Here is a 20,927-nt window from a genome sequence, read left to right as displayed (position 1 = left end):
GGTGATTACCTGGAATAGTTGTGGCAGCACGCACAGGACCAAGGCGAAAGCGGGGATGTTGGTGACTTCGACGGACGGTGTGAGCGGAGCGAACTCGGCGAAGGATGCGCCGGTCTCGACGCCCAGCACCCTCGAGCGTGACGTCCAGACCCTGGAGAAGGCGATCTACGAGGTCAAGCGGGTGATCGTGGGCCAGGATCGCCTGGTCGAACGACTGCTCGTGGGCGTGCTCGCACGTGGTCACGTTCTGCTCGAAGGTGTTCCCGGCATCGCGAAGACCCTCGCCGTGGAGACCTTCGCCAGGGTGGTCGGCGGCTCGTTCGCCCGCGTGCAGTTCACGCCCGACCTGGTGCCCACCGACCTCATCGGTACTCGCATCTACCGGCAGGGCCGCGAAGAGTTCGACACCGAACTCGGCCCGGTCGTCGCCAACTTCGTGCTCGCCGACGAGATCAACCGCGCGCCCGCCAAGGTGCAGTCGGCGCTGCTCGAGGTGATGGCCGAGCGGCACGTGTCGATCGGCGGCAAGACCTACCCGATGCCCGACCCGTTCCTGGTCATGGCGACGCAGAACCCGATCGAGAGCGAGGGCGTGTACCCGCTGCCCGAAGCGCAGCGCGACCGCTTCTTGTTCAAGGTCGTCGTCGACTACCCCTCCGTGGAGGAGGAGCGCGAGATCATCTACCGGATGGGCGTCACCCCGCCGGAGGCGAGCCGGATCCTGGAGCCGGAGGACTTGATCCGTCTGCAGAAGGTCGCGGCCAACACCTTCGTGCACCACGCCCTGGTCGACTACGTGGTCCGGGTGATCGCGGCGACCCGCAAACCGGCCGATTTCGGCATGCAGGACGTGGCCAGCTGGATCTCCTACGGCGCGTCGCCGCGCGCCAGCCTCGGCATCATCGCCGCGGCCCGCGCCGTCGCGCTCATCCGCGGCCGCGATTACGTGGTGCCGCAGGACGTCGTCGAAGTGATCCCGGACGTGTTGCGCCATCGCCTGGTGCTGTCCTACGACGCGCTCGCCGACGAGATCAGCCCGGAGGACGTCATCAAGCGCGTTCTGCAGACCGTCGGCCTGCCACAGGTCGCCCCGCAGGCCGTCGCGCCCGGCGTGCCCGCCGCGCCGCCGCAGGGCGCCCCGCAGCAGGTTCCCCAGCCGCCGTCGCCGCAGCAGGCCGTGCCCCAGCCGCCCAACGGGCAGCAGTCGCAGCCCGCGGGCACCGTTCCGCCGAAGTGACCTCGGCATCGGATCGGGTCGCGCCAGTGCCGACGTCGCCGTCCCACGCACCGCCGTCCTTCCACGCGGGGGAGTTGACCGACCCCAGGCTCACGGTCGCGCTCAAGACCCTCGAACTCACCGTGCGCCGCAGGCTCGACGGCGTGCTGCACGGCGATCACCTCGGTCTCATCCCCGGTCCCGGCTCCGAGCCGGGTGAGGCGCGCGCCTACCAACCGGGCGACGACGTGCGCCAGATGGATTGGTCGGTCACCGCCCGCACCACTCATCCGCACGTGCGGCAGATGATCGCCGACCGGGAGCTGGAGACCTGGATGGTGGTCGATCTGTCGGCCAGCCTCGACTTCGGCACCGCCGCCTGCCAGAAGCGTGATCTCGCCATCGCCGCCGCGGCCGCAATCACCCATCTGACCAGTGGCGGCGGCAACCGGATCGGTGCGGTTGTCGCCACCGGCGAACGGTTGACCCGCATCCCGGCGCGCGGCGGGCGCGTCCACGCCCAGTCGCTGCTGCGCGGCATCGCGACCACACCGCACGCGCGCGACGGCGTGCGCGGCGACCTGCGCGGCGGCATCGAATCGCTGCGCCGTCCGCAGCGCAAACGTGGACTCGCGGTGATCATCAGCGATTTCCTGGGTGACATCGATTGGCAGCGCTCGCTGCGCGCGATCTCGGCCAGGCACGATCTGCTCGCGGTCGAGGTGCTCGACCCGCGCGACCTCTCCCTGCCCGACATGGGCGACGTCGTACTGCACGACCCGGAGACCGGGCGCACCCGCGAGTTCAGCGTGACCTCCACGCTGCGCGCCGATTTCGCGGCTGCCGCGCAGCGCCACCGGCAGCAGGTCGAACAGGCCCTGCGCAGCTGTGGCGCTCCGGTGCTCACCTTGCGAACCGATCGGGACTGGATCGCCGACGTGGTCCGGTTCGTGTCCACCCGGCGCCACAGCTTCGGCGCCCCGACCGGGCGGGTGCCACGCCAGTGAGTATTTCGCATTTCACCGCACAGATCTGGCTGGGATTCCTCGTCGTCATCGCGCTGATCGCGCTCGGCTACGTCCTGGTGCAGCGCAACCGGCGCAAGCACATGTTGAAGTTCACCAACATGGCGCTGCTGGAGAAGGTCGCTCCGTCGCGGCCGAGCGCGTTCCGGCATGTGGCCGTCGCGCTGCTGCTGGTCGGCCTGGTGTTCCTCACCGTCGCCGCGGCCGGACCGACCGCGGTCAAGAAGGTGCCGCGCAACCGCGCGACCGTCATGCTGGTGATGGACGTGTCGCTGTCGATGGAGGCGACCGACGTCGCCCCGAGCCGCATCCAGGTCGCCAAGAAGGCGGGCAAGGAGTTCGTCGACGGACTGCCCGAGGGCGTGAACATCGGCTTCGTCACCTTCGCGGGCACCGCTTCGGTGATGGTCTCGCCAACGACGAACCACGAATCGGTCAAAGCCGCGATCGACAATGTGCGGTTGGCCGAGCGCACCGCTACCGGTGAAGGCATTCTCACCGCGCTGCAGGCGATCGAGACGCTCGCCACGGTGCTCGGCGGCGCCCAGGAGCCACCGCCTGCCAGGATCGTGCTGATGTCGGACGGTAAGCAGACCGTTCCGGATTTCAAGGACGTCGACAACCCCCGGCACGAGTACGTCGCCGCCCGGCTCGCCAAGAGCAAGAACGTCCCCATCTCGACCATTTCCTTCGGCACTCGCTGGGGCGTCGTCGAGATCCCCCGGGAGGACGGCAGCAAGGACCAGGTACGCGTCGAGGTGGACGACGACGCCATGCGCGAGATAGCGCGACTGTCCAGCGGGGAGTTCTACACCGCGTCGTCGTTGCAGGAGTTGACCAAGGTGTACGACACCTTGGAGCAACAGATCGGGTACGAGCTGACCAGAGGCGACGCCAGTCGTCCGTGGCTGCTGCTCGGACTGGTGGTCGTCGCGGCGGGAGTGGTCATCGGTCTGGTGTATCGCCAGCGTTTGCCTTAGCGCTGCGAACAGCAAGGCGCGCAGGCGATTACACGGGCCATAGCCGGGAAAGTGTGTTACCGTGCCCAGGACGGGCGGTAAGGGAGTGCCGCCCTCCATTTGGGGAGGAATCATGCGAATTTCTGCAATCGTCACCGCAATCGCGTTCGCCGCGCTGGCCTTTGTCGTGGCTCCGCTTCCGGAAGCTTCAGCGGCAGGCTGTCCAACCGGCAGTCTGTGTCAGTACTCCGGTGTCGGCTTTTCCGGTACGGCGAAGGTGGTCACGCTCAACACCAAGAACTTCCGGAACTACTGCGGACCCGCGGGAGATCCGAGCACCAGATCGGTGATCAACAACACGAACGTCGAGTTGCTGTTCAGCTCCGGTTCCAACTGTGGCGGCGGACAACCGTACCTTTACGTGGGGCCGGGTAAGCAGGTGGAGGATCTGGGGTTCGACGCGCTGTCCGTGACTTGGTGCCCCAGCTGCTGAGCAGCGCCTCTCGCGTCGCTCGCCGAAGGTGAGTGAAAGGCGGCGCATCGATCGAATGCCGACCGGCCGGTGGTGTCCTGCACACCACCGGCCGGTCCGCGTGATCGGGCTTCGTTTCGCGCTGTCATTGTGGCGTTTCACGAACGCGGCCGGGCTCGGATGGCGGTCGGACGAACGTGGCGGCCCGGTCGTTGCCTGCCGATTCGACCAGGTAGGTTGAACCCCATGTCGAACATCACATCCCGGTCGGTCCTGGTGACCGGCGGAAACCGCGGCATCGGACTCGCGGTCGCGCAGCGTCTGCTTGCCGACGGTCACAAGGTGGCCGTCACGCATCGTGGCTCGGGGGTGCCGGACGGCCTGTTCGGTGTGAAATGCGATGTGACCGACAGCGAATCGGTGGACGGCGCCTTCGCCGAGGTGGAGGCGCACCAGGGTCCGGTCGAGGTGCTGGTGGCCAACGCGGGCATCACCGACGACACGCTGCTCATGCGGATGAACGAGGAGCAGTTCACCCGGGTGCTCGACGCCAATCTGACCGGTGCGTTCCGGTGCGCCAAGCGCGCGAACCGCGCCATGCTGCGCGCGCGCTGGGGCCGGATGATCTTCCTCGGCTCGGTGGTCGGCATGAGCGGCCAAGCCGGTCAGATCAACTACGCCTCCTCCAAGGCCGGTGTGATCGGTCTGGCCCGCTCGATCACCCGCGAGCTCGGCTCGCGCTCGATCACCGCGAATGTCGTCGCCCCGGGTTTCATCGAGACCGACATGACCGCCGACCTGCCCGAGGACGTGCGCGACATGGCCAAGAAGTTCATCCCCTTGCAGCGGCTCGGCCAGCCGGAGGACATCGCGGCCGTGGTCAGCTTCCTGGCTTCCGAGGACTCCGCCTACGTCTCCGGCGCCGTCATCCCGGTCGACGGCGGCATGGGCATGGGCCACTGACCACACCGAACGCGTAGCGCGGCCGGTCCAGGCCGCCCGCAGCCAACCCCACATTCGAATTTCAGGAGAACCGAGAACTCATGGGCGGACTGCTCGAAGGCAAGACCATCCTGGTCACGGGCATCATCACCGACTCGTCGATCGCGTTCCACGCGGCGGCCGTCGCGCAGGAGCAGGGCGCGAAGGTGCTCATCACCGGCATCCCGGAGCGGCTGCGGCTGATCGACCGGATCGCCAAACGCCTGCCCCAGGAGGTCCCGCCGGCCATCGGGCTCGACGTGACCAGCGAAGAGGATCTCGCAGGCCTGGCCGACAAGCTGCGGGAACTGGCTCCGCAGGGGATCGACGGGGTGCTGCACTCGATCGCGTTCGCGCCACGCACCCTCATGGGGCCGGAGGCTCGGCCGTTCCTCGACGGCCCGGGCCCGGATGCCGCCAAGGCGTTCGAGATCTCGGCGTGGAGCTACGCGTCGCTGTCGCGCGCGGTGTTGCCGGTGATGAACGAGGGCGGCTCGATCGTCGGCATGGACTTCGATCCGCGCACCGCGATGCCGTTCTACAACTGGATGGGCGTGGCGAAGGCCGCGCTGGAGTCGGTGAACCGGTATGTCGCCCGCGAGGTGGGCGCGGCGAAGAAGATCCGGTCCAACCTCATCGCCGCGGGGCCGATCAAGACGCTGGCCGCCAAGGCGATCGCGGGCACCGCGACCGACGACGCCGCCAAGCTCAATCAGCTCAACGTCTACTGGGACGGCGCCTCGCCGATCGGCTGGGACGTCGACGACCCCACGGTGGTGGCGAAGTCGATCGTGGCGCTGCTGTCGGACTGGCTGCCTGGCACCACCGGTTCGATCATCTACGTCGACGGCGGAGCCAGCCACAACACCTGGTTCCCGGAGAACATGGCGATCAACTGAGCCGATCGGATGGGAGACACCGTGGTTCGAACCGCCGACGCGCTGCTGCTGCTGTCCTTCGGCGGTCCGGAGCGTCCCGAAGACGTGATGCCGTTCCTGGAGAACGTCACCCGGGGCAGGGGAGTGCCGCGTGAGCGCCTGGAAGCGGTCGCCGAGCACTATCTGCACTTCGGCGGTGTCTCGCCGATCAACGCGCTCAATCGCGACATCATCACGGCGGTCGAGGCCGAACTGGCCGCCGCGGGTATCGAGCTGCCGGTGTACTTCGGTAACCGGAACTGGCATCCCATGGTGGAGGACACCGTCGGGCGGATGGCCGCCGACGGTGTCGGCGCCGCACTGGTCTTCCCGACTTCGGCGTGGGGCGGCTACTCCGGATGCCTGCAGTACCACGAGGACATCGCCCGGGCGCGTGCGGCTTTCGGTGCGGGCGCGCCGGAACTGCTGAAGCTGCGTCAGTACTTCGATCACCCGCTGTTGATCGAGACGTTCGCCGATGCCATTCGCGCGGCGCGCGATCGGCTCCCGGCCGGGCAGCGCGCCGCGGCAAGGCTGGTGTTCACCGCGCATTCCATTCCGGTGTCGGCCGATGCCGCCGCGGGTCCGCCTGCCGACGGCGGTCGGCTGTACAGTCGTCAGGTCGCCGACGCGGCCCGATTGTGCGCCGCGGCAACCGGTTTCACCGATTACGACCTCGTCTGGCAGTCGCGTTCGGGTCCGCCGCAGGTGCCGTGGCTGGAACCGGACATCGTCGACCACCTGGACGATCTCGCGGCCAAGGGGGTCGAGGCCGTGGTCGTCTGTCCGGTGGGCTTCGTCTCCGACCATCTCGAAGTCATCTGGGATCTGGACAACGAGGCCGCGCGGAAAGCCGCCGAACTCGGTATGGGCTTCGCGCGGGCCGCGACGCCGGGAAGCGATCCGCGTTTCGCGAAGCTGGTCGTCGAACTGGTGTCCGAGCAGTTGCGCGGAGCCGAACCCCGGCGGCTCGGCGCGGTGCCCGGCTACGGCTGCACGCGCGACGGCGCGCCGTGCGCCGTCGGCTGCTGTGCGGTCACGCGCCGTCCCACTGCTGGGAATTGAGGAGGAGCGGTCGCGGATAGCATCGCCTGCGACCGATCGCCGAATCCGACTTTCTGGGGGGTACCTCTAGATGACCTATGCCGACATGCTGACCAATGCCGCCGTGCTCGATCCGCACGCCTGGTCCGACACGAACGTATGGACCGTGGCGCTCGACGTCACCGAGGCCAGGCGCCGTGGTCGCAGCGGTGGCGGCGGTGGTTTCTCGATCGGAGGTCTGCTGCTGTGCATCGGGGTCGTCGCCGTGGTCATCGGGCTCGTGATCTGGCTGAGCAAGCGGAACAAGTCGAATCAATCGAACCAGCCCCAGCAATATCCGCAGCAGCAGTACCCCCAGCAGTATCTTCCGCAGCAGAATTTGCAGGGACAACCTCAGTATCCGGCGCCGCAGTACCAACAGCCCTATCCGCCGCAGGGGCAACAGCAGTATCAGCAATATCCGCCGCAGCACCAGTACCCGCCGCAGCAGCCGCCGTACCCGCCGCAGCAGTGAAACTCGCCGTGCCTGTGACTCAGAAGCCCGGGCTGGTCAGGCGGGTGTAGACAGTGGGGAAGCCAGGGCGGGCCGCGCCTACGCCCCAGGATGTGAGACCGGCAAGTCGCCCGTCGACGAGAATCGGGCCGCCGCTGTCGTACTGGGCGGTGTCCGCGGTGGGAGTGCCCGCGCAGAGCATGGTGTACGGATCGAAGGCCGGACCATAGGCGGTGGCGCACTCACCATCGGCGGCCAGTGGGACGTTCGCCGCGCGCAACCGGGTGTTGGTCTCGTCGGTTTCGGAGGTCGCGCCCCAGCCCAGGATGGTCGCGTTGCCCGAAGTGGGTGGGGCGACGGTGATCGTCGGACCGGGCTGCGGCTCGTCCAGGGTGAGGATCGCCACGTCGTTGCGATACGCGGTCGTCATGTCCAGAACGGTTGCCAGGAAACCCGGATGCATGCGAATGTTCTTGACATGCACGGTTTTTCCGTCGCTTCCGCGAAGGTCGTCACGGCCGAAGGTGACGGTGAGCGTTTGGGTCAGCGTCTGTGCCAGGGCCACACAGTGCGCCGTCGTGATCACCTGGTCCGGTGCGACGAGCGCGCCGCCGCAGAACTGCCCGGAGGCGCGGGTGAGTAACAACGGCGTGCCGATGGCCGCCAGCCACGGATACTCCGATGTCGTCGCGTCGGCGCCGCCCACGATCGCCGAGGCCGGGGCGTGCAGAGTGAGACCGAACAGAACAGTCGCGATGGTGACGGCGGCCATGCGGCAACGATGGGAAAAACGCATCTCACACCGCCCCGGCATGATGTCAGCGGCTTCCGCGCGCGGAGGCGTGCACGGCGACCAGGCGCGCGGCGCGGATCGCGTCCCACAGCGGCCGCAGCAGCGATTCCTGCGCACCGATCGCGCTGGCGGAGGTGGGTGCGGAAGCGGGCTCCCGCTGCGCCACCGTGAGGATGGCCGCGACATGATCGGCGGTGTCGAGAATGCGCCTGGCGCGCAATGAAATCGACTCGGGATAGTCGTGCCGCGAATAGTCGGCCAGTTCGGCTTCGATGAGCTCGCGGGGATCGGAGTCGGGCGCGCCCAGCGATGTGGTGTGCAGCTTCATCAGCGCGTCGGCGGCATCGCGAACCGCTTCGCGCATCGCGTATTCGGCTTCGCCGAGGGACATGTCGGGGCCGGGCGCCGAGGGGATGGGCGCACTGTAGACGGTCCATTGCAGCGTGTCGTCCTCGGCCCAGCGCGGGATGAGGCCGGTGCCCTCGGTGCCGGGTACGCCGATCAGCATGCCCTCGCCCGCCTCGATCGCGTCGGCGGCGAACGCCGTGCCCGCGGGGACGCCGCGGATGTCTCCTGGGACCGGGAGCACCAACCGCAGTTGCGCGCCGGGTTGCGCCATCGTCTCGCGAATCACCTTGAGCAGTGCCATGACTCCGCTCCCCGGCAGGTTGCCGTGGGCGGACCAGGGTAGGTCGGTGCGGCCGCCGGTGAGCGGATCACCAGCCGCGATGGTGTGCTTCGGCGCCCACGCGTGCAAGGCGGCCAAAACGTCGTCGGGCGCACTGCAGCCGGCCAGCCAGGAGCTCGCCCACACCGTCAGCGTCGCACTTGGAGAGCACATAATTATCGAGCATAAAGGGTGGGCGCTACCGGTGGGCATCCATACGCAAGGGCATTGGTGAGCAGCACGGAAACCGCGGGCGCCGCGCTGCCCGCGCCGAGCGAGTCCGTGCGGATACCGTCCGGCATCGGAGCGGGGCGCTCATCCTCCGCCGTCGCTAGTCCGGCTCGGTGACGAAATCTATGAGTCGCTCGACCGCGCCGATGAGTGGCGTCTCCAGGTCGCGGAAGGAGGACACCGCCTCGTACACCTTCCGCCAGCCGTCCTGCGGGGAGCCCCAGCGCAGGCGTCGGCAGACGCCGGTCTTCCAGTCCTCGTCGCGCGGCACCCGCGGCCACTCCGCGATGCCGAGGGTGGCCGGGCGCACGGCTTGCCAGACGTCGACGAACGGGTGCCCGGTCACCAGGACATGTGGCCCGAGCCCGGTGGTCAGCTGGGTCTCCTTCGATCCGGTCACCAGGTGGTCGACCAGCACGCCGACCCGCCTGCCCGGGCCCGGCCGGAAGTCCGCCAGCCGAGCGGCAAGATTGTCCAAGCCTTCCAACTGCTCGACGACGACGCCCTCGACGCGCAGATCGTGGCCCCACACCCGCTCGACCAGCGCGGCGTCGTGCACGCCCTCCACCCAGATCCGGCTGCCACGGGCGACCCGGGCGCGCAGGCCCTCCGCCCTGGTGGAGCCGGAGGCCGAGCGGTTCGGCGTCTGCGGCGCGGCGGCCCGCGGCCGCACCAGCGTCACCGGCTCGCCGTCGATGAGGAACGCCGCCTCGCGCAGCGCGAACAGGCGCACCGTGCCGCGAGCGTCCTCCAGCTTCACGAACTCGCCGTCGTAGCTGCGATCGAATCCGACCACCGCGCCGCAGAATCCGGTGGCGGCATCCTCGACCACCAGGTCGCGTTCCGCGGTGACCGTCGGCACCGCCCTTTTCTTCGATCGAGGATGCCCGGAGAAGATGTCGCCATACCTGTCACGCCCGCTCACCTGCCTGAAGCTAGCACCGCCGCTGTGGCTTTCGGCGGACCAGGGGCACCGCGCGTCCACGCGTGGAATTCATCGGGAGTACTCGTCGATGATGCGCCCGAGATCATGATCCGCGCACTACAGTGGTCGTGTGGCCGCAATTTTTTGGCTGGTCGCGGGCATTCTGCTCGCGGCGGCGGAGATGCTCACCGGCGACCTCACCTTGCTGATGCTCGGTGTCGCCGCGCTGGGCACCGCGGGTGTCAGCGCGGCGGCGGATACCTCCGTCGTGGCCGACGCCGTCGTCTTCGCGGTGATCTCGGCGGTGCTGCTGCTCGGTGTGCGCCCGATCATCCGGCGTCGCTACGGAACTCCTCCGCCCACGCCGACGAACGTGGACGCCCTGCCGGGCAAGACCGCTCTGGTGCTCGAGCAGGTGGCGGCGCACTCCGGCCAGGTGAAACTGAATGGCGAGGTGTGGACCGCGCGGCCGATGGACACGACCGAAGTCTATGAACCGGGTACGACCGTTTATGTCATGAAGATCGACGGCGCGACCGCCGTCGTCTGGAAGGGGCCTTGATGGCTGTACTGATCGTTGCCGCCGTCCTCATCTTGCTGGTCGTGGTGGTGGTCTTCAAGTCGATCGCGCTGGTGCCGCAGGCCGAGGCCGCGGTGATCGAGCGGCTCGGGCGGTATTCGCGGACGGTTTCCGGCCAACTCACGTTCCTCGTGCCGTTCGCCGACCGCGTCCGCGCCAAGGTGGATCTGCGGGAGCGGGTGGTGTCGTTCCCGCCGCAGCCGGTGATCACCGAGGACAACCTCACCCTGCACATCGACACGGTGGTCTATTTCCAGGTGACCAGCCCGCAGGCGGCGGTGTACGAGATCAGCAACTACATCGCCGCTGTCGAGCAGTTGACCGTCACCACACTGCGTAACGTCGTCGGCGGCATGACGCTCGAACAGACTCTCACCTCACGCGACTCGATCAACGGCCAGCTGCGCGGCGTGCTGGACGAGGCGACCGGGCGCTGGGGACTGCGCGTCGCGCGGGTCGAGCTGAAGAGCATCGATCCGCCGCCGTCGATTCAGGAGTCGATGGAGAAGCAGATGAAGGCCGATCGCGAGAAGCGCGCCATGATCCTCACCGCGGAGGGACAGCGCGAATCGCAGATCAAGACGGCCGAGGGCTCGAAGCAGGCGCAGATCCTGTCCGCCGAGGGCGCCAAGCAGTCGGCGATCCTGTCGGCCGAAGGCGAACGGCAGAGCCGTATCCTGCGGGCACAAGGTGAGCGCGCCGCCTCCTACCTGCAGGCGCAAGGCCAGGCCAAGGCCATCGAAAAGGTCTTCGCCGCCATCAAATCCGGCAAGCCGACGCCGGAATTGCTTGCCTACCAGTACATGCAGACGCTGCCCATGGTCGCGCGCGGTGACGCCAACAAGGTGTGGCTGGTGCCGAGCGATTTCGGCAAGGCGCTGGAGGGGTTCGCGAAGAGCTTCGGCACGCAGGGCGAGGACGGTGTGTTCCGGTACGAGCCGCCCGCCTCCGACGGCGCGGAAGCAAAGCCCGAGGACGACTCCGATGTCGCGGACTGGTTCGACACCGCGCCCGACCCGACCATCGAGCGCGCCGTGCGCGCCGCCGAGGCCACGGCGCGGACCCCGGTCGAGGGGCTGACCCCGACACCGCCCCCGCCGGCGTTCGAACCTTCGCCGCACCAGCCGGTCATCCCTCCGCAGGAGGCTTTCCCGGCTCAGCAGCAGCCGCCGCAGCAACCTCCGGCCCAGCGCCCGGACGACCCGCACGGCCGTCCTTGGCAGCCGCCGGAGAACTTCACGAAATAACATCGCGTCGGCGCCGCCCCGGACTCCGCCCGAGTTCGGGGCCGTCGCGTCGGTGCGGCCGGATTACTCAGCCGGGCAGCCCGGCGGCGCGGATCGCCGGGACGACGACATCGGCGATGCCGCGCATGCCCTGCGGGTTGAGGTGGTAGGGCAGCAGCGTCTCGGTGGCGAGGACGGGCTCCATCCAGCGGACGCCGACGGGCGCGCACGCGTCGCGGCCCTCCGATGCGGCGCTGGTGTCCACGTAGATCGCGCCGTGCGCGGTGGCGACGCGGGACACCACGGAATTGAGATGATCGAAGGCGGCTTGGATGGGCGCGGCGTCGGACGGGCGGAGACCGACCAGCGCCGGGCAGCCGCCGTCGCGCACGTAGCGCGGCCAGCCGTCGACGACGATCAGCGCGTGCGGCGCCCGGGCCGAGATCTGTTGCAATGCGGCCGCGTAAGGCGCCGCGATCGCATCGATGTCGACGTCCCAGTCCGGACCGGCGCAGGTACCGGCCCCGGAGAGGCCGTAGACGTGGCAGGCGACGATGTGTTCGGCCATCAACGCGTCGTTGGCGCCGATGTGCACGGTGACCAACCTGGTGGCGGGGCCGAGCGGATCGAACTGGGGCGGAATGCCCGGCTGCTGCGGGGCGGTGAGGTCCGCGATGAGGGCGGAGTTGCAGGTGCGGTCGTCGATCCGCAGGCCCAAGTCCCGGGCGACCAGTTGCGGTGTGTTCGCGGTCGAGCGAAGGCATCGGAACGGGGCCGAGATGTCGAAGTTCCGCACGCCCGTGGTGGCCGCCCCGGAATCGCCCACGGCGACGTATTCGGCCCCGCCGATGGGATCGGCCGCGGCGGGGGAGGCGGCGCCCAGGGCGATCAGACAGGCGGTGACCGCTGTGGCCCGCGCAAGATTCGTCATGTCGTTTCTGTCCGTCCATTCGTCGGCGCGCTCACGAAACATGTACGTCTCTCCGTGCCGAACGCTACTCGCCGGAGGCGTGCCCGCGGGTGGAATCGGGTGGCAGACTGCGAGGTATGACGACATCTGGATGGGCCGATGTGGACAGCTACCTGGTGGAGACACTGGTGGCGGATCCCGATTCCGACGCGGCGCTGGAGGCGAACAAGGCGGCCGGCCTGCCCGCGATCGACGTGTCACCGCCGCAGGGGAAGTTTCTCCATCTGCTGGCCAGGACGGTCGGCGCGCGACGCGTGCTGGAGATCGGCACGCTCGGCGGATACAGCACGATCTGGCTGGCCCGCGCGGTCGGCCCCAAGGGGCGGGTGGTCACGCTCGAGTTCGCCGCCCGGCACGCCGAGGTGGCGCGGGCGAATCTGGACCGTGCTGGCGTCGGCGACCGAGTGGAGATCCGGGTCGGCGCCGCGCTGGACAGCCTGCCCGTGCTCACGCAGGAGGATCCGGAACCGTTCGACTTGGTCTTCATCGACGCCGACAAGGTGAACAACGCGAATTACGTACTGTGGGCGCTGCGGCTGGCCCGGCCGGGCTCGGTGATCATCGTCGACAACGTCGTGCGCGGCGGCACGATCGCCGACGAGCGGTCCGAGGACCCGAACGCGCAGGCCAGTCGCGAACTCGTCGAATTGCTCACCGCCGAACCGAGCCTGGACGCGACCGTGGTGCAGACCGTCGGTGCGAAGGGCTGGGACGGCTTCGCCTATGCCGTGGTGAACGGCGACAACGTGGAGTGAGTCAGGGCTCCAGCACCACTTTGCCGGTCGTCCCGCGCGTTTCCAGCGCGCGGTGCGCGACGGCCGCGTCGGCGAGCGCGAAGCGCTGGATGCCGGGTCGCAGCCGTCCGGCGATCGCCTCGGCCATGGCGAGGTTCTCCAGGACGCGCAGATCGCCGCCCGCGCGCGCCAGCATCGGCGGACCGATCACCGTCTCGGAGGTGATACCCCGTTCGGTGAGTTCTGCGGCGGAGAGCCGGACCGGCCCTTCGTTGTTCGATGTGCCGGACCAGCCATAGATTAGATGTTGGCCGCCCGGTGCGAGCAGATCGATTCCGGCGCGGGCGACCGCGCCGCCCACCGAGTCGAACAGCACGTGCGCCCCGCGGTCGCCGATTCGAACGCGGACCCGGTCCGGCCAATCCGGCAACAGATAGTCGACCGCCAGGTCGGCGCCATTGTGTCGCACCTGATCGACCTTCGCGGGGCCACCGGCCAACCCGATCACCGTGGCTCCGGCATTCTTCGCGAATTGCACCAGCAGCGTGCCGATGCCGCCCGCCGCGGCCGTCACCAGGACGACACTGCCGGGCTTCAGTTCCGTGAACTGCAGGATGCCCATGGTCGTTCGCCCGGTGCCGATCATCGCCACCGCCTCCGCCGCATCGAGGTTCGCCGGAATCTCGTGCAGCCGGGCCGCGTCCGTCACGGCGAATTCGGCGTAACCGCCGGGCACCGGGCCGAGATGGGCCACCACCTGCGCGCCCAGCAGGCCCGCATCCACATCGGCGCCCACGCGGTCCACGGTGCCCGCGACTTCGCGCCCGGGGATGGTCGGCAACTGCGGCAAGGGAAACGGCCCGGGCTCGCCCTTGCGCAGGGCGGTATCGACCAGGTGCACACCGGCCGCCGCCACCGCGATGCGGACTTCGCCGGGGCCAGGCACCGGATCGGGAACGATTTCGTAGCGCAGGTTCTCGGCCGGGCCGAAAGCGTGGAGGCGGATGGCGTGCACGGTGGCTCCTGTTCGTTGGCGTCGCCGGTCAGCCTCCAGCATCAAGTTAGGTTGAGGTCAACCGGTCGCGCCGGGCCGCCCTGGCCTGGAAGCCGTCGCAGAGCGCGTCGAGCCCGTCGTAGAGCAGCTCCTCCTGGGTCAGATCGCGTACACCGCTGCCGGCGAGATCGGCCAACGCGGAGGGGACCGGTCCCTCTGCTGTGCCGTGCAGCAGCGTCCGCAGCCCGTTGTCGCCCGCGGGATCCATGCCTTTGCGCGCCATCAGCTCGGCGCTGATCTCGGGCAGCGTCGCGCCGGAGATGTAGTTCCAGACGGTGAAGGACATGCCGGTCGCCTCGCGGGTGGACACGCCGAGTTCCAGGAACCCGTCGACCAACCAGGCCAGGCAGGCCAAGCTCTGCGGCCCGAAGCTGTAGCGCGGAGTGGCGAAGGTGAGCAGCACCCACGGATGTTGCCGGTACAGGGCCCAGTCGACCTCGGCGGCGATGCGGACCCGGTCGCGCCAGGTCCACCGCTGTCCCTCGGGGGAGGGGTACGGGTTGCGCCGGGCCACTTCGTCGGTCATCAGCGCGAGCAGTTCGTCTTTGTTCGCGACGTGGCGATACAGCGACATGGCTCCCACCCCGAGCCGATCGGCGATGCGCCGCATGGACAGCGCGTCCAAGCCTTCGGTGTCGGCGAGCTCGATCGCGGTGTCGATGATGGCGGCGCGGTGCAGCATGCGTACACTGTACCCGGGATCATGCGTACGACGTACGCGTCATGGAGAGGATGTTCGGTGATGACAGACGTGCAGCCGGTCCGGACCGAGCCGGCCACGACGGGCTCGCGGCGGGCGTGGCTGGGCTTGGCGGTCCTGCTGCTGCCGGTGCTGCTGGTTTCGATGGACATCTCGGTGCTGTTCCTCGCGCTGCCGACACTGACCCTCGATCTGGATCCGTCCGCGGACCAGCAACTGTGGATTCTGGACATCTACGGCTTCCTGATCGCGGGCCTGCTGATCACCATGGGCAATCTCGGCGACCGGATCGGGCGGCGCAACATCTTGCTGACCGGCGCCGTGGTCTTCGGCATCGCGTCGGTGATCGCGGCGTTCGCGCCCAGCGCGGGCGTGCTGATCGCCGCGCGGGCGCTGATGGGCATCGGCGGCGCGACGTTGCTGCCGTCCAGCCTGGCGCTGATCTCGAGCCTGTTCCCGGACGCGCGGGAGCGAGCGGCCGCGATCGGCGTCTGGACGGCGTTCTTCGCGGGCGGCTCTGCTGTCGGACCGATCATCGGTGGCGTGCTGCTGCACCAGTTCTGGTGGGGTTCGGTGTTCCTCATCAACATCCCGGTGCTGCTGGTCCTGCTCGCGTTCGGCCCGTTCGTGCTGCCGGAGCATCGGGCGGGAGTGCGGGGACCGCTGGATCTGCCGAGTGTCGTCCTGTCGATCGGCGGCATCCTGCCGGTGGTGTACGGGATCAAACACGCCGCCACCAAGGGCATCGATGCGCAAGCGATCGTCGTCGCGCTGGTCGGCGCGGTGATCCTGACCGTTTTCGTGCGCAGGCAGCGACAGCTGCGTGAGCCCCTGCTCGATCTGCGGCTGTTCGCCAGGCCCCAGTTCTCGGTGGCGATCGGCGCCAGCCTGACCGGCATGATGTCGCTGGCCGGCCTCAGCTATCTGACCAGCGTCTATCTGCAATCGGTGACCGGGCGCACGCCGCTGGCGGCGGCGCTGCTCGGCATCCCCATGGCGATCGCGGTCTTCGTCTGCTCGGTGGGCGGCGCCCGGGTTGGGCATCGCTTCGGCGCCCGCGCGACCTTCGTGTTCGCCTTGCTCGCCTCCGCGGCGGGCAACCTGATGCTGCTCGGTGTCGGCGCGCACGACGGACTCGGCTGGTACCTCGCCGGTTCCACGATCGCCGGAATCGGCTACGGTCTGGCCTTCACGCTGGTGTCGGAGGTCTCGGTGTCCTCGGTGCCGCCGGAGCGGGCCGGGTCGGCGGTAGGTATCTCGGAAACCAGCTTCGAACTCGGCAACGCGCTGGGTCTCGCGCTGCTCGGTTCGCTCGCGGCGCTCATCTTCCGGTCCGGGGGCGACTACGCGGCGACGCTCGGCGAGACCATCCAGCAGGCCGGCGGGAACGCGGCGCTGATCGAGGCGGCGCGCGGATCCTTCGTCGACGGCATGCACGTCGCGGTGGCCGTCGGCGCGACGGTGCTCACGGCGATGGCGCTGATCGCCCGCTTCGCCGCCCCACGTTCGCGCTGAGTTGTGCGGCCGGGATCAGTGGCCGAAGACGGAAGTCATGATCTCGGCCGCCCAGCGGTTCATCGGCCGGACGATCGTGCCGTGCACCCAGCGGACCGGGCGCACCACCACAGCGAGCCAGACGACGGCGAAGGCGGCGAACACCGGGCGCAGCACGTAGCGGTACAGCGCGCGGCACGGCAGCACCACGAGCACACCCACGATGAGCGTGGCCACACGCCACCCGTAGCGCGCGGTCACGCGCACCGCTTTCCAGAGCGGGTGCAGCACCCAACGCCACAATTGCGACAGGGGCCAGACGATCAGCCACTTGACGGTCTGGTGGCAGACCCAGGCGATGGCATACGCGATCGGATACACGACCCAGCGCAGCAACCAGGCCCCAGCGGGACGAATCACTTTGCGCCACAGGAAGACCTCCACCGCACGCCGCAGTGGTCGCAACAGGTGTTCCAGCAGGAGCGACAGCAGCGGCGTGAGCACCGAGCCCCACAGCAGATGCTGCACCACCCAGCCCCACAGGAAATCCTTCACGACGATCCACGCGGGCCGCAGCACCCAGTGCCGGATCAGCTCGGCCGCCGGGACCAGCAGATGTCGCGCGATGTACCCGAGCGCCGCCGCCGTGGCGCGGCACAGAAGCAGAACGCCCTCCCACAGCAGACGGATCGGAACCAGCACCACGATCGCGATCGCGCGCGCGATCCACTGTGCGGCAGATACTCGCGTGTCCGGCGTCGACACCTCGCCCCCTCGGTAGATGCACCGGGCGTAGCCCTGGTGAAGAATTCTGTGCGCCCGCAACATTCGAACACATGATCGCCGCCAGGTGCGTGAGTAGAAATGCTCGAGTCGCGCACCGGCGCGCCTCCCGCGAGTCGAATACCGCTCGTGAGTGGTCACGCCCACGACGAGCCGGTGCGTCATGAGGGAGGAATTCATCGCCGCCGCTCGCGCCAGGGCGCACGGACTCGCCGCACCGCGCGCGACGCTGGCCACCCAGTCCACCATCGCGATCGGCGGGCACTGCTGGCTCAGCTCGGCACACTGGACGATGACCCTAGGCGACGCGCCCACCCTCGACCTCTACAGCGATTTCCCGGTCCTGCGCGCCGAGGGTGAGCTGAGCATCGCCGCCTACCTCGCCCGCCAAGACCTGCCACGGCTCGTGCGGGACATGTCCGGCGCGGACCGGAACCTCCGCGAAACGACCGGGACATCCATCCGACACGCCGGGACATAGGATCGACGGATGCGCGAACCCGCTGCGATCGGTCCGGCCGCGTCCGGTCTCACGATGGTGCTCGCGCTCGCCGACTCACGGTTGCCGATCGGCGGCCACGTGCACTCCGGCGGTGTGGAAGAAGCCGTCGCGTCCGGCTTGGTTCGCGACGTCGTGACGGTCGAGCTGTATCTGCGCCGCCGCATCCGGACCTCGGGGCTGGTCACCGCGTCGCTGGCCGCGGCGGTCTGCGCGGGCGAACTGGATCCGGCGCGGGCCGAAGCGGAAGCCGACGCGCGCACGCCCGCACCCGCGGCGCGGGCCGCGTCCCGTGCCCAGGGCCGCGGTCTGTTGCGCCTGGCGAAACAGCTGTGGCCCCGGCACGATTGGTCGCCGCTCGCCACGACACCGCATCTGTCCACGGTCTTCGGAATGGTCGGCGCGGCCGCCGCGGTGCCGCCCCGGGAGATCGCCGGTGTGGTCGTCTACACGACCCTCACCGGCGCCGCCACCGCGGCCCAGCGTCTGCTGGCCCTGGACCCCGCCGCGATCGCCGCGTGCACGGTCCGGCTGGCCGACCTGTGCGATCGCGTCGCCGCCGAGGCCGTGACCGGTCTCGCCGCGATGTCGGACCCGCTGCAGGACGTGCTCGCCGAGCGGCATCGGCAGCGGGACATGCCCCTGTTCGCGAGTTGACGCCCCGGAAGAAGGAGACCGCCCCATGCCCCCGCATCTGATCGACGGTGAGCCGCACGACCACGGGCACGAGCGGCCGAAACGGGCCCGCACGCCCGGGGAGGCGCTGCGCATCGGCATCGGCGGCCCGGTCGGTTCGGGCAAGACCGCACTGGTGGCCGCGCTGTGCAGGCAGTTGCGCGACGAGCTGTCGCTGGCGGTACTGACCAACGACATCTACACCACCGAGGACGCCGACTTCCTGCGCAGGCACGCGGTCCTGCCGGACGAGCGGATCACCGCCGTGCAGACCGGCGGCTGCCCGCACACCGCCATTCGCGACGACATCACCGCCAATCTCGACGCGATCGACGATCTGGTCGCCGCCAATCCGCCGCTGGACCTCATCCTGGTGGAATCCGGCGGCGACAATCTGACCGCGACGTTCTCCTCCGGCCTGATCGACGTGCAGATCTTCGTGGTGGACGTGGCGGGTGGCGACAAAGTGCCGCGCAAAGGCGGTCCCGGCGTGACGTTCTCGGATCTGCTTGTGGTCAACAAAACCGATCTGGCGCCGTTGGTCGGCGCGGACCTCGGTGTGATGGAGCGTGATGCGGCGCGGGTGCGTGCGGACCGGCCGACAGTGCTCGTCTCGCTCACCGAGGATCCCGCGGCGACGCCGGTGCTGGCCTGGGTACGCGAGCAATTGCGCGCGGTCGCCGAGCAGGACCGGGCGGGCGCCGGCGAATCCGCCGCCGCGCACTGAGTGTCGCCGGTGCGCACGCAGCTACGCCTCGTCGCTCGCCCAGGGACGCTTCCGGAGATTCATGCCAGCGGCGGGTTGTCGGCCCGCCGCACCGGACCGCGTGCGGTCCATCTGATCGGCACCGCCGCCACGCCGCTGGGCGGCGACGAACTCGACATCGTGATCGTGGTCGCGCCGGGTGCCGAACTGGTGGTCCGCTCGGTCGCGGCGACACTGGCACTGCCGGGCGCGGCGACGCCGCAATCGTGCGGACGCTGGCAGCTCGAGGTCGGTAGTGGGGGAGTATTGGATTTCGATCCCGAACCGATGATCGTCGCGGGCGGTGCGCGGCACCACACCGTCACCACGATCCGGCTGGATTCCGGAGCCCGGCTGCGAATGCGCGAACGCGTCCAGATCGGCCGCGCGGGCGAGGACGGCGGCATATGGCGCGGTGACCTGATCGCCGATGTCGACGACACGCCTCTGCTGCGCCACCGGCTGGCGCTGGGCGCGGACACAGCGGCCGATGACGCGCTGTCCGCGCCTCGCGCCCTGGAGAGCGAACTCGTCTATCCGGGCGAATGTGTCGCGGCGACAACGGGTTTGACGCAGACTCGGCTGCCGCTGGCGGCGGGTGGCAGTTTGTTCACCCGCACCGGGGCGCTGTTGGGCGTCTCCGGGGTGGAGCATGCCGAGCCGCGGCGCTGATCAATCGTTTCGTTCGACACAGGTGTAATCCGGCTGAGAGCTGGAGATAGAAAGGGTGGGAGCCCGACAGCGTCGTCGGGTTCCCACCTTTCCGGCTCGCTCCTCGGAAGCCCCATCCGATCAGCCGTTGGCCGTCTCCGGGGCCGTGTCTCCGGCCTCCGGAGCTGTGTCGGTGGCTTCCGAAGCCGGGGCGGTGTTCTCCGGGGCCGGATCGACCGCCTCCGGCGCGCCCTGCGCCCGGGGAGGTGCGCTCAGCGCGTGCACCGCACCGAGTCCCGCGCCGATCCCCGCACCGATGGCAGCCAACGGGGCGGCCATCAGGGCCGCGCCGTAAGCGGCCCCGATCGGGCCCGCGGCGAGACCGATCGGCGCGAACGGCAGACCGATGGCCAGGGCGAGACCTCCGCCGACGGCCGCTCCGAACAGCGCGAACGGACTCGCGAACGCGGCGCCCGCCGCGGCGCCGATGGCGGCGGCGCCCACGGTCTGGCCCGCCACCCGATCGGACCTCGTGCGTTCCATCCCGATCGAGTCGAGGTACGTCGCGATATTCGCCTCGGCCATCGCGGCGCCGTCGTTGAGCTGGATCGCCTGCTCCCGGTAGAGCCAATCCGGTGCGTCGACCTGCACGTCTCCGAAGCGGAGCTTGTGCGGCGGCGGCGCGATCGGCGGCACCGGCGCGACGGGAACGGGGCCGTGCAGCCCTTCCAGCGGGGCCAGATACTTCGGATTCGGCAACGGACGCGCCCACTGCAACGAACTCAGCGTGTCGTCCGGAATCCGCACACCTTCGTACGGGCGCACGTTCGGCGCCTCGGCCGCGGGCCACTGGGCCGGCTGATCGGTGGGATCCGTCCGGGTCACCGGAACGGGCCGATCGGGTGCCGCGTTCGCGGTGCCGGTTCCCACCAGCGCGAGAACGAGAGGAACCGTTCCCATGGCGACGAGAGGACCCAACTTCGCCCGGTGCGGTTTGGGTGCTCGGTGCTTGCCTGTGCCCATAGATCACCTTTCATCCGAAGGAGACGTCGACGCCCCACATTCGGATCTGCCGGTGACCTGGATTGGTCGA

Annotated in this window: 24 protein-coding genes; 16 read left to right on the top strand and 8 right to left on the bottom strand. The window is 69.2% G+C overall.

Annotated elements, in window-relative coordinates; all coding sequences use genetic code 11:
- Positions 1–55 precede the first annotated feature (55 nt).
- From ACIHAX_RS32825 to ACIHAX_RS32790, 8 genes are all read left to right on the top strand, one after another.
- Positions 56–1,237 carry a MoxR family ATPase gene (locus tag ACIHAX_RS32825; RefSeq protein WP_355070877.1) on the top strand — a complete coding sequence of 394 codons (1,182 nt, stop codon included), beginning with the start codon at positions 56–58 and terminating at the stop codon, positions 1,235–1,237.
- Between the two features lie 26 nt (positions 1,238–1,263).
- A complete protein-coding gene (locus ACIHAX_RS32820) occupies positions 1,264–2,223 on the top strand; it encodes a DUF58 domain-containing protein (RefSeq protein ID WP_355070879.1) in 960 nt (319 codons plus the stop codon).
- Positions 2,220–3,221: a VWA domain-containing protein gene (locus ACIHAX_RS32815; RefSeq protein WP_355070881.1), complete on the top strand. Its 1,002-nt coding sequence runs from the start codon at positions 2,220–2,222 to the stop codon at positions 3,219–3,221. The genes ACIHAX_RS32820 and ACIHAX_RS32815 overlap by 4 nt, the downstream gene beginning before the upstream one ends.
- A gap of 112 nt (positions 3,222–3,333) precedes the next feature.
- Positions 3,334–3,693 (top strand): peptidase inhibitor family I36 protein, encoded by a 360-nt coding sequence (locus tag ACIHAX_RS32810; RefSeq protein WP_397281475.1) that lies wholly within the window; start codon positions 3,334–3,336, stop codon positions 3,691–3,693.
- 225 nt (positions 3,694–3,918) lie between these two features.
- Positions 3,919–4,635, top strand: a complete 717-nt coding sequence (gene fabG1 / locus ACIHAX_RS32805) for a 3-oxoacyl-ACP reductase FabG1 (protein WP_356961866.1) — start codon at positions 3,919–3,921, stop codon at positions 4,633–4,635.
- Between the two features lie 80 nt (positions 4,636–4,715).
- A complete protein-coding gene (gene inhA, locus ACIHAX_RS32800; RefSeq protein ID WP_355070887.1) occupies positions 4,716–5,552 on the top strand; it encodes an NADH-dependent enoyl-ACP reductase InhA in 837 nt (278 codons plus the stop codon).
- Positions 5,553–5,573: 21 nt separating this feature from the next.
- Positions 5,574–6,635 (top strand): ferrochelatase, encoded by a 1,062-nt coding sequence (locus ACIHAX_RS32795; RefSeq protein ID WP_364431172.1) that lies wholly within the window; start codon positions 5,574–5,576, stop codon positions 6,633–6,635.
- A gap of 70 nt (positions 6,636–6,705) precedes the next feature.
- Complete coding sequence (locus ACIHAX_RS32790; RefSeq protein WP_355070891.1) at positions 6,706–7,128, top strand: hypothetical protein; 423 nt, start codon at positions 6,706–6,708, stop codon at positions 7,126–7,128.
- Positions 7,129–7,147: 19 nt separating this feature from the next.
- Here the strand turns inward: ACIHAX_RS32790 and ACIHAX_RS32785 are convergent, their stop codons facing one another.
- The 3 genes from ACIHAX_RS32785 to ACIHAX_RS32775 form a co-directional block, all read right to left on the bottom strand.
- Entirely contained in the window at positions 7,148–7,879 is a 732-nt protein-coding gene (locus ACIHAX_RS32785) for a serine protease (RefSeq protein ID WP_356961870.1), read from the bottom strand.
- A 46-nt stretch (positions 7,880–7,925) separates the two neighbouring features.
- Entirely contained in the window at positions 7,926–8,741 is an 816-nt protein-coding gene (locus ACIHAX_RS32780) for a hypothetical protein (RefSeq protein WP_355070895.1), read from the bottom strand.
- 157 nt (positions 8,742–8,898) lie between these two features.
- Positions 8,899–9,723: a DUF3097 domain-containing protein gene (locus tag ACIHAX_RS32775; protein ID WP_397281472.1), complete on the bottom strand. Its 825-nt coding sequence runs from the start codon at positions 9,721–9,723 to the stop codon at positions 8,899–8,901.
- A 130-nt stretch (positions 9,724–9,853) separates the two neighbouring features.
- Here ACIHAX_RS32775 and ACIHAX_RS32770 point away from each other — a divergent pair, with 130 nt between their 5' ends.
- Together ACIHAX_RS32770 and ACIHAX_RS32765 are read left to right on the top strand one after the other, a co-directional pair.
- Entirely contained in the window at positions 9,854–10,285 is a 432-nt protein-coding gene (locus tag ACIHAX_RS32770) for an NfeD family protein (protein ID WP_355070898.1), read from the top strand.
- Positions 10,285–11,550, top strand: coding sequence for an SPFH domain-containing protein (locus ACIHAX_RS32765; protein WP_364431162.1), 1,266 nt, complete (start codon positions 10,285–10,287; stop codon positions 11,548–11,550). The genes ACIHAX_RS32770 and ACIHAX_RS32765 overlap by 1 nt, the downstream gene beginning before the upstream one ends.
- Positions 11,551–11,617: 67 nt before the next feature.
- On the opposite strand, the gene ACIHAX_RS32760 is transcribed toward ACIHAX_RS32765, so the two are convergent.
- Positions 11,618–12,460: an SGNH/GDSL hydrolase family protein gene (locus ACIHAX_RS32760; protein WP_397281470.1), complete on the bottom strand. Its 843-nt coding sequence runs from the start codon at positions 12,458–12,460 to the stop codon at positions 11,618–11,620.
- A gap of 116 nt (positions 12,461–12,576) precedes the next feature.
- On the opposite strand from ACIHAX_RS32760, the gene ACIHAX_RS32755 reads away from it, so the two are divergent.
- On the top strand, positions 12,577–13,254 hold the full coding sequence (locus tag ACIHAX_RS32755) for an O-methyltransferase (RefSeq protein WP_397281468.1): 678 nt from the start codon (positions 12,577–12,579) through the stop codon (positions 13,252–13,254).
- Between the two features lies 1 nt (position 13,255).
- On the opposite strand, the gene ACIHAX_RS32750 is transcribed toward ACIHAX_RS32755, so the two are convergent.
- On the bottom strand, positions 13,256–14,248 hold the full coding sequence (locus ACIHAX_RS32750) for a zinc-binding dehydrogenase (RefSeq protein WP_397281466.1): 993 nt from the start codon (positions 14,246–14,248) through the stop codon (positions 13,256–13,258).
- A 46-nt stretch (positions 14,249–14,294) separates the two neighbouring features.
- Positions 14,295–14,969 carry a helix-turn-helix domain-containing protein gene (locus ACIHAX_RS32745; protein WP_364431151.1) on the bottom strand — a complete coding sequence of 225 codons (675 nt, stop codon included), beginning with the start codon at positions 14,967–14,969 and terminating at the stop codon, positions 14,295–14,297.
- Between the two features lie 60 nt (positions 14,970–15,029).
- Here ACIHAX_RS32745 and ACIHAX_RS32740 point away from each other — a divergent pair, with 60 nt between their 5' ends.
- Positions 15,030–16,502 carry an MFS transporter gene (locus tag ACIHAX_RS32740; protein ID WP_355070910.1) on the top strand — a complete coding sequence of 491 codons (1,473 nt, stop codon included), beginning with the start codon at positions 15,030–15,032 and terminating at the stop codon, positions 16,500–16,502.
- 15 nt (positions 16,503–16,517) lie between these two features.
- On the opposite strand, the gene ACIHAX_RS32735 is transcribed toward ACIHAX_RS32740, so the two are convergent.
- Positions 16,518–17,246: a hypothetical protein gene (locus tag ACIHAX_RS32735; protein WP_397281463.1), complete on the bottom strand. Its 729-nt coding sequence runs from the start codon at positions 17,244–17,246 to the stop codon at positions 16,518–16,520.
- A gap of 181 nt (positions 17,247–17,427) precedes the next feature.
- Between ACIHAX_RS32735 and ACIHAX_RS32730 the strand changes: the two genes are divergently transcribed.
- Genes ACIHAX_RS32730 through ACIHAX_RS32715 form a run of 4 tightly spaced genes read left to right on the top strand, consistent with a single transcriptional unit; the run spans position 17,428 to position 19,855 of the window.
- On the top strand, positions 17,428–17,745 hold the full coding sequence (locus ACIHAX_RS32730; RefSeq protein ID WP_355070914.1) for a hypothetical protein: 318 nt from the start codon (positions 17,428–17,430) through the stop codon (positions 17,743–17,745).
- 9 nt (positions 17,746–17,754) lie between these two features.
- Positions 17,755–18,420 carry an urease accessory UreF family protein gene (locus tag ACIHAX_RS32725; RefSeq protein ID WP_364431140.1) on the top strand — a complete coding sequence of 222 codons (666 nt, stop codon included), beginning with the start codon at positions 17,755–17,757 and terminating at the stop codon, positions 18,418–18,420.
- A 25-nt stretch (positions 18,421–18,445) separates the two neighbouring features.
- Complete coding sequence (gene ureG / locus ACIHAX_RS32720) at positions 18,446–19,165, top strand: urease accessory protein UreG (RefSeq protein WP_364431137.1); 720 nt, start codon at positions 18,446–18,448, stop codon at positions 19,163–19,165.
- 9 nt (positions 19,166–19,174) lie between these two features.
- A complete protein-coding gene (locus tag ACIHAX_RS32715) occupies positions 19,175–19,855 on the top strand; it encodes an urease accessory protein UreD (protein WP_397281459.1) in 681 nt (226 codons plus the stop codon).
- Between the two features lie 120 nt (positions 19,856–19,975).
- Here the strand turns inward: ACIHAX_RS32715 and ACIHAX_RS32710 are convergent, their stop codons facing one another.
- On the bottom strand, positions 19,976–20,794 hold the full coding sequence (locus tag ACIHAX_RS32710; protein WP_364431131.1) for a hypothetical protein: 819 nt from the start codon (positions 20,792–20,794) through the stop codon (positions 19,976–19,978).
- Between the last annotated feature and the right edge of the window lie 133 nt (positions 20,795–20,927).

It is taken from the genome of Nocardia sp. NPDC051929, from assembly GCF_044548645.1.
In the GTDB taxonomy this organism is placed as follows: Bacteria; Actinomycetota; Actinomycetes; order Mycobacteriales; family Mycobacteriaceae; genus Nocardia; species Nocardia sichangensis.
This window is presented reverse-complemented; position numbering and strand designations above follow the sequence as displayed.